The organism is Flavobacterium ginsenosidimutans (assembly GCF_003254625.1).
Classification (GTDB): Bacteria; Bacteroidota; Bacteroidia; order Flavobacteriales; family Flavobacteriaceae; genus Flavobacterium; species Flavobacterium ginsenosidimutans.
In genome coordinates this window covers 95,850-103,713 of record NZ_QJRJ01000067.1, presented here as the reverse complement: position 1 = coordinate 103,713, position 7,864 = coordinate 95,850, and the positions used below count along the sequence as shown (strand labels likewise).

Genomic DNA, 7,864 nt, shown 5'->3' with positions numbered 1-7,864 from the left:
AGAAGTTAAGCCCGCCTGCGCAGATGGTACTGCATTATTGTGGGAGAGTATGTCGTCGCCTTTCTTTTGAAAAACCCTGTTATTAAACGGGGTTTTTTATTCTAACTTTTGCTTATAGAAATATAAGCAATATGGTACCTTAGCTCAGATGGTAGAGCAATGGACTGAAAATCCATGTGTCCCTGGTTCGATCCCTGGAGGTACCACATAATGCTCGGATGGTGAAATTGGTAGACACGCTGGACTTAAAATCCAGTGAACAGCAATGTTCGTGCGGGTTCAAGTCCCGCTCTGAGTACTAAAACTTCAATTAGCTTTTGTTAATTGAAGTTTTTTTTTGCATAAAATTGAGACCAGTCACTAAATTTTATATTTTTACTTCACTATTTTATCTCAAATATTTATAAACTATGCAAAATGTTTTTCTTAAAGAAGATTGTGATCAATTTATAAGTAGAATTAACCAGCTTAAATCAGATACACAACCGCTTTGGGGTAAGATGTCAGTTGATCAAATGTTGGCTCATTGTAATGTTACTTATGAAATGGTATATGATGATATTCATCAAAAGCCTAATGTTTTAATGAAACTTCTTCTGAAACTATTGGCTAAAAATAAAGTAGTAAGCGAAACTCCTTATCCAAGAAATCTTAGCACAGCTCCACAATTTATTATTAAAGGAGATCGTGATTTTGAACTAGAAAAAAACAGATTGATTTCTTATATTGAAAGAACACAAAAATTAGGAGAAAAAGAGTTTGAAGGAAAAGAATCTCTTTCTTTTGGTAATTTATCTTCTAAAGAATGGAATAATATGTTTGCAAAACATTTAGACCATCATTTTTCTCAATTTGGCGTTTAAAATTAAGTTAATGGCTATGAAAATTTATATACTTATCTTTTGTATTCTTTTTGGATTATCTTCTAATGCTCAAAAACAAGAAGTTCAAAATTGTATTGAATCTTTTTTTGAAGGATTTCATCAAAGAGATTCTGTAAAAATTAAATTAGTTTGTTCTGATAAAATGATATTGCAGTCTATTAGTGAAAACGTTGCTAAAGGGAATAAACTGTCTAATGAGAGTGCAAAGGAATTTTATAAATCTATAGCATCAATTCCTTCAAATATGAAATTTCAGGAAAAAATATTGAGCTACAATATTCAAATTGACGGAACAATGGCTCATGTTTGGGCACCTTATGAATTTTACATAAATGATAAATTCAGTCATTCAGGTGTTAATACTTTTACTTTATTCAAAGAAAAAGATTCTTGGAAAATTATTTATTTGATTGATACCAGAAGGAAATAGCTAATTTTCGAGAATTTCAGTGTTATAATACAAGCATATATCATTTAATAGACACTCAAGGCATTTTGGTTTTGGTCTGCAAATTTCACGACCTAGAAATGAGATTGCCATTCCTATTTCTGACCAAATATTTTTAGGCAAAGCCTGCATTAAATCTTTTTCTATTTTATTTCCGTCTTTACTTTCTTTAATTATTCCAATTCTAGGAGCAACTCGTATTACATGTAAATCAGCAATAATTCCTTCGGCCGGTTTGCCTGTTTCTCTTAAAATTACGTTTGCAGATTTTCTTCCAATGCCTTTTAATGCAGTTAGTCCTGACATTGTTAAAGGAATTTCGTTGTCATTTTGAACTGTTTTTGCAATATCCAGAAGCCATTGTGCTTTAGTTCCATAATTTCGAACCTTAGTTATGTATGGCAAGAAAGTTTCTAAATCGGTTTTTGATAAGCTTTTAAGTGTAGGGAATTTGTCAAACAAAGCTGGTGCAATTGAATTGATATTGGCATCAGAATCCTGAGCTGATAAAACAACCATAACCAATAACTGATATGGATTTTTATAATCTAATGGATGTTTTCGTCCTTTATATTCTTTTAAAATTGGCTTTAATTTAGTTTCCCAATCCGTATTTTTTCCAAATAAATCCATTTTAATTTAAATTTAAAACATTGGTAATTAGAATTTTATGATTATAAATTTACGGATTTTTAATAAAACTTAGAATCTTTTTAATAACGTTATGATTTCCTAAAATTTTTCTGTGACCAAGACCTTCTGTTAGATATAAAGATCCATTTTCAAGATTTTCATTAATATGTATTCCCGCTTTAACTGGGACTTCAGGATCATCTTTGTCATGCATTACTAAAACAGGAATTTTTACTTTTTGAGCTGCTCTGAAAGCTGAAAAATCATCCATTTTAACTTGATATTTAGTTTCAAAAGAATCCTTCAAATGCGCACTAATCTCTTTTTTTAATCCAAGTTTAAAAGTAAATTCATCCAAAATATCTTGAACAATATCACCACTTCCAATTATTACTGCTTTTTCTACTTTAAGTCCGTCTTTAATCGCATTTAGAACTGACATTCCACCTAAAGAATGTCCGATTGCGATCTCAAAAGGTCCAAATTGTTTTTCAATTTCTAAAATTGATGCTATAAACTCAGACATTATTGTTGTTTTTCCTTTTGATTTTCCATGTGCTGGCGCATCAAAACTTACCGTTGAATATCCGTTTTCCAAAAGTTCGTCAGCTATTTTAAAAAGTTGAGTTCCTCTTCCAGACCAGCCATGAACCAACAAAACTTTACGTGGACTTTGTCCATACGTATAAGTAACAACGCTTTTATCAATTGCAGGAATAGGAATTAATTCTTGTAAACTTTTACGATCCATTTCTAATTCACGTTTCGGAACTTTATGCTTTATAGGAGTCGTAAAGATTTTTGCAGCAAATTTTGTAACTAATTTTGTGGATATAAATTCGCAAATTTTCGCAGAAATTATAATAATCTTAGGAATTTTTAATGATTTAGTAGGATTAATTGCCTTTTTTGCCATTTCAATAAAACTTATTTAAATGAAGAATTATGCTTTTTTTTTGCTAAATTTAAAAAAGCATAAAAGTAACACTTAATTGATTGCTTCTTATAAATAATTATAAATTAATTTCTGGAATGGAAATATTTCATATTAGTGCAGAATGTTATCCTATGGCAAAAGTTGGTGGTTTGGCTGATGTAGTAGGAGCATTACCAAAATATCAGCAATCTGCTGGACATGATGTTAGGGTTGTTGTCCCTTGTTATGACACTAAGTTTAGAAATGAAAATAATTTTGAGTGTGTTCACTGGGGGACAGTTAAATTGGGGAATTTCAATTTTCCATTTAGTGTTCTAAAAGAAACGACAGATAAATTAGGTTATCAATTGTACTTAATAGAAATTAATGAATTATTTAACCGCCCAAATGTTTATGGTTATGAAGATGATATAGAAAGATTTTTGTCATTTCAAATTGCTACACTCGATTGGATTATAGCGCGCAATAAAGTTCCTGATATTATTAATTGTCATGACCATCATACAGGCGTTATTCCTTTTTTATTGCAATTTGCTTATAAATATGAGGTTTTAAAAGATGTAAAAACGGTTATTACAATTCATAATGGTTTATATCAAGGCTGGTTTGGTTTTGATAAATTGTACTACCTGCCTGAGTTTGATTTAAGACATGTTGGATTTTTGGAATGGAGTAATTCTATAAACTCTTTGGCAGTAGGTATAAAATGTGCCAATGCTGTAACTACAGTTTCTCCGAGCTATTTAAACGAAATTAATATTTCAGCAAATGGCTTAGAATCGCTGTTTAATTCTGTTAGAAATAAATCTAGAGGAATTTTAAACGGAATTGACATTGAAGTCTGGAATCCGTTGAAAGATCCAATGATTGAGGAGAATTATTCGATCCAGGATTTTGTAATAGGAAAAAGAAAAAATAAAGAAAAGTTGTGTGAGCAATTTGAATTAGATCCATCAAAACCTTTATTCAGTTTTATTGGCCGACTGTTTGAAGAGAAAGGCGGTGATTTACTTCCTCATGCTTCTGCTTTGGCTTTATCTGAACATTTCGAAGAAATTAATATTTTGATTTTAGGATCAGGAAATTCAGAAATTGAATCGCAGTTAACTCAGCTGCGAAACGATTATAAAGGGAATTATAATGTTTTTATAGGTTATAATGAAGATTTGGCACATTTAATTTATGCAGGTTCAGATTATATTTTAATGCCTTCTAGGGTTGAACCATGCGGATTGAATCAGATGTATGCGATGCGTTACGGAACAATTCCGATTGTTAGAAGAACTGGAGGATTACGAGATACAGTTATTGATTATGGAGATGAAGGAAATGGAGTTTGTCACGATCAAGCTTCGGTGGCTGATATTTGCTATTCAATAAACCGTGCGGTTAGGTTGTATGAGGATAAAATAAATTTCAATAAAGTTTTAAAAAGAGGAATGTCAGCAGATCATTCCTGGGAAAGAGTTTGCCAAGAATATATCGAAATATACAACTTAATAATTCAGCAAAATGAAATTTAAAAAGAAAAATGTAGTTGCCATTATTTTAGGAGGTGGACAAGGTTCACGTTTATTTCCATTGACAGAAACAAGATCGAAACCTGCGGTTCCGATTGGAGGAAAATACCGTTTGGTAGATATTCCGATTTCTAATTGTATCAATTCTGATATCTTTAAAATATTTGTTTTGACGCAGTTTAATTCAGCATCGTTAAATGCTCATATCAAAAACACTTTTAATTTTAGTATTTTAAGTCAGTCTTTTGTTGATATTTTGGCGGCTGAACAAACTCCGGATAATCCAACTTGGTTTCAAGGAACGGCAGATGCTGTAAGACAATGTATGTCACATTTTTTAAAACATGATTTCGACCACGCTTTAATTTTATCAGGAGATCAATTGTATCAAATGGATTTCAATGAAATGTTGGAAGCTCATATCGCGGCTGATGCCGAAATTTCTATTGCGACATTACCAGTAAATGCTAAAGATGCTCCAGAATTCGGGATACTTAAAACAGATCACGAAAACAATATTCATGCTTTTATAGAAAAACCGCATGCGTCATTATTGCCTGAATGGGAATCTGAAGTTAGTGAACAAATGCAGGAAAAAGGTAAAAAATACCTTGCCTCAATGGGAATTTATATTTTTAATAAATCATTGCTGCAAGAATTAATGGCTGATCCAGAAACAAAAGATTTTGGAAAAGAGATTATTCCGCAAGCCGTTGGAAAACATAAAATACTAAGTTATCAATATGAAGGATATTGGACAGATATTGGAAATATTGAGTCCTTTTTTGAGGCAAATATTGGTTTAACAGATGATATTCCAGAGTTTAATTTATTCGATAATGAAAATAAAATTTTCACGAGACCAAGATTATTGCCTCCTTCAAAGTTTAGAAATTCAATTATTAATCAATCTTTAATTTCAGAAGGCTGTATTATTAATGCGAAGGAAATCAAAAGCTCTGTAATTGGTATTCGTTCAAGAATTGGCGAGGGAACGGTTTTAGAAAACTGTTATGTCATGGGTAATGACTTCTATCAAGATCTTGAGGAAATGAACCATGAAAGCAGTATAAATAAAATTCACGTTGGTATTGGCGAAAATTGTTATATCAAAAATGCTTTGGTCGATAAGAATGTGCGCATTGGAAACAACGTTCATATTAGCGGAGGAAAGCATTTAGATAATTTCACCAATGAATTGTACAGTATAAAAGATGGAATTGTTGTTATCAAAAAAGGTGTTACGCTTTCAGATAATTTCAGAATAGAATAAAATTTCAAAAAATCCAATATAAAAGTCCCAAATTCCAAACCCAATTATTCTCTAAACTAATATGAGCAAAGTAATCCCACATTCTCTTTTTACTGACTTTGATATAGATTTGTTCAAAGCTGGAAAGCATTTCAAGCTATATGAAAAACTTGGAGCTCATTTAATTGAAGTTAATGGGATAAAAGGTGTTTATTTTGCAGTTTGGGCACCAACAGCTCATTCAGTTTCGGTCGTTGGTGATTTTAATTATTGGACGCAAGGAGAACATGCTTTAAATGTTCGCTGGGATTCTTCTGGAATTTGGGAAGGATTTATTCCGGATATTTCAAAAGGAACACTTTATAAATATAAAATTCAATCTAATATAAATGGTGTAATAACAGAAAAAGCCGATCCTTTTGCACTTTATTGCGAAAAACCGCCTCAAACTGCTTCTGTTGTTTGGGATTTAGATTATAAATGGAAAGATGAAAATTGGATGCAAAATCGTCAGGATTTTAATGCTTTAGATAAACCTTATTCGGTTTACGAAGTTCATTTAGGATCTTGGAAAAGAGCAGATCATAATCGTTTTTTGACTTATCTTGAACTTGCAGATGATTTAGTAAAATATGTAAAGGAAACTGGTTTTACGCATGTTGAATTTATGCCAATTATGGAATATCCTTATGATCCTTCGTGGGGTTATCAATTGACAGGATATTTTGCTCCTACTTCTCGTTTTGGAAAACCGCAGGATTTTATGGTTTTAGTAGATAGGCTTCATCAGGAAGGGATTGGAGTAATTTTAGACTGGGTTCCATCGCATTTTCCCGACGATGCACATGGTTTAGGTTATTTTGACGGTTCGCATTTATACGAACATCCAGATAGAAGGAAAGGCTATCATCCAGATTGGAAAAGTTTAGTTTTTAATTATGGAAGAAATGAAGTTCGAGCTTTTCTAATAAGTAATGCTGTTTTTTGGCTTCAAAATTACCATATTGATGGACTTCGTGTTGATGCCGTAGCTTCAATGCTTTATTTGGATTATTCTCGAAAAGATGGCGAGTGGGAAGCTAATATTTTTGGAGGAAGAGAGAATTTGGATTCCATTAGTTTTCTTAAAGAGTTTAATGAAGTAATCTATTCTAATTTCTTTGGAGTTCAAACTATTGCAGAAGAAAGTACTTCGTTTCCAATGGTCTCAAGACCAACTTCTGTTGGAGGTTTAGGTTTTGGCATGAAATGGATGATGGGTTGGATGCATGATACTTTAAAGTATTTTCAAAAAGAAACAGTTTATAGAAAATATCATCAGAATGAATTGACTTTTTCGATGACTTATGCCTTTACTGAAAATTTCATGCTTCCGTTTTCTCATGACGAAGTTGTATATGGCAAAAATTCTCTTATTTATAAAATGCCTGGTGACGAATGGCAACGTTTTGCAAATTTGAGATTATTATACGGATATATGTTTACGCATCCAGGAACGAAACTTTTGTTTATGGGAGCGGAGTTCGGACAAACATCTGAATGGAATTTTGAGCAAAGTTTAGATTGGCATTTACTTCAATATGATTTTCATTCGGGAATAAAAAGATTAATTACAGATTTAAATCAATTGTATAAGTCACAGCCCGCATTGTATGAAAAGCAATTTAGAGGAGATGGTTTTGAATGGATAAATTATTCCGATCATCAAAATGCAATTTTATCATATATCAGAAAGGGGAATAATCCAGATGAAAATATAATTGTGGTTTGCAACTTTACCCAAGTCGTTCGAGAGAACTACAGAATTGGAATTCCGAAAAAAGGCAAATTAAAAGAGATTTTTAATAGTGATGCCAAAATATATGGCGGAAGCGGAGTTGAGAGTTCAAATTCATTAAATGTTGAATCAATTTCTTATGATGGAAGAGATTTTTCAGCTGAATTAATTTTGCCACCACTTAGTGTAACCGTATATTCTTTGGTTTAATAAAAATCTTACAATCGTTTTTACTGGTAAGATTTTGTTATTATATCGTATTAAAATTATCGATTTATCGATTTTTTGATCAGTAATTTAAGACTCAGTCAGAAAAAACGTTTTCGTGAATAAACCTTTTATTCATAGAGGTTTACGAACTTTTTTTGTATGTTTGAAAGAAAGACAAAGTTATAAATTAATTCATTCGAGAT

General features: G+C 31.7%; 7 protein-coding genes and 2 tRNA genes. 7 read left to right on the top strand and 2 right to left on the bottom strand.

Translation table 11 applies throughout. From position 1 onward, the window contains the following. Positions 1-133 precede the first annotated feature (133 nt). The 4 genes from DM444_RS03635 to DM444_RS03620 all read left to right on the top strand — a co-directional run bounded on the left by DM444_RS03635 (position 134) and on the right by DM444_RS03620 (position 1,314). Positions 134-206: transfer RNA gene (locus DM444_RS03635), tRNA-Phe, on the top strand. Between the two features lie 6 nt (positions 207-212). After that, positions 213-298: transfer RNA gene (locus tag DM444_RS03630), tRNA-Leu, on the top strand. A 112-nt stretch (positions 299-410) separates the two neighbouring features. After that, positions 411-863 (top strand): DUF1569 domain-containing protein, encoded by a 453-nt coding sequence (locus DM444_RS03625; RefSeq protein WP_111284068.1) that lies wholly within the window; start codon positions 411-413, stop codon positions 861-863. A gap of 10 nt (positions 864-873) precedes the next feature. Beyond that, positions 874-1,314 carry a nuclear transport factor 2 family protein gene (locus tag DM444_RS03620; protein ID WP_239455571.1) on the top strand — a complete coding sequence of 147 codons (441 nt, stop codon included), beginning with the start codon at positions 874-876 and terminating at the stop codon, positions 1,312-1,314. Here the strand turns inward: DM444_RS03620 and DM444_RS03615 are convergent, their stop codons facing one another. Both DM444_RS03615 and DM444_RS03610 read right to left on the bottom strand, forming a co-directional pair. Beyond that, entirely contained in the window at positions 1,315-1,965 is a 651-nt protein-coding gene (locus DM444_RS03615) for an endonuclease III domain-containing protein (protein WP_111284066.1), read from the bottom strand. It abuts the gene before it with no gap. 49 nt (positions 1,966-2,014) lie between these two features. Continuing rightward, on the bottom strand, positions 2,015-2,881 hold the full coding sequence (locus tag DM444_RS03610) for an alpha/beta hydrolase (RefSeq protein WP_111284064.1): 867 nt from the start codon (positions 2,879-2,881) through the stop codon (positions 2,015-2,017). A gap of 116 nt (positions 2,882-2,997) precedes the next feature. On the opposite strand from DM444_RS03610, the gene DM444_RS03605 reads away from it, so the two are divergent. The 3 genes from DM444_RS03605 (at position 2,998) to glgB (ending at position 7,661) form a co-directional block, all read left to right on the top strand. Continuing rightward, a complete protein-coding gene (locus tag DM444_RS03605) occupies positions 2,998-4,425 on the top strand; it encodes a glycogen synthase (protein ID WP_111284062.1) in 1,428 nt (475 codons plus the stop codon). Then, the gene (locus DM444_RS03600; protein ID WP_111284061.1) at positions 4,415-5,695 is read left to right on the top strand and encodes a glucose-1-phosphate adenylyltransferase; all 1,281 of its coding nucleotides are present in this window, start codon (positions 4,415-4,417) and stop codon (positions 5,693-5,695) included. Before DM444_RS03605 ends, DM444_RS03600 begins: the two co-directional genes overlap by 11 nt. Positions 5,696-5,756: 61 nt before the next feature. Then, positions 5,757-7,661, top strand: coding sequence for a 1,4-alpha-glucan branching protein GlgB (glgB, locus tag DM444_RS03595; protein ID WP_111284060.1), 1,905 nt, complete (start codon positions 5,757-5,759; stop codon positions 7,659-7,661). Positions 7,662-7,864 lie beyond the last annotated feature (203 nt).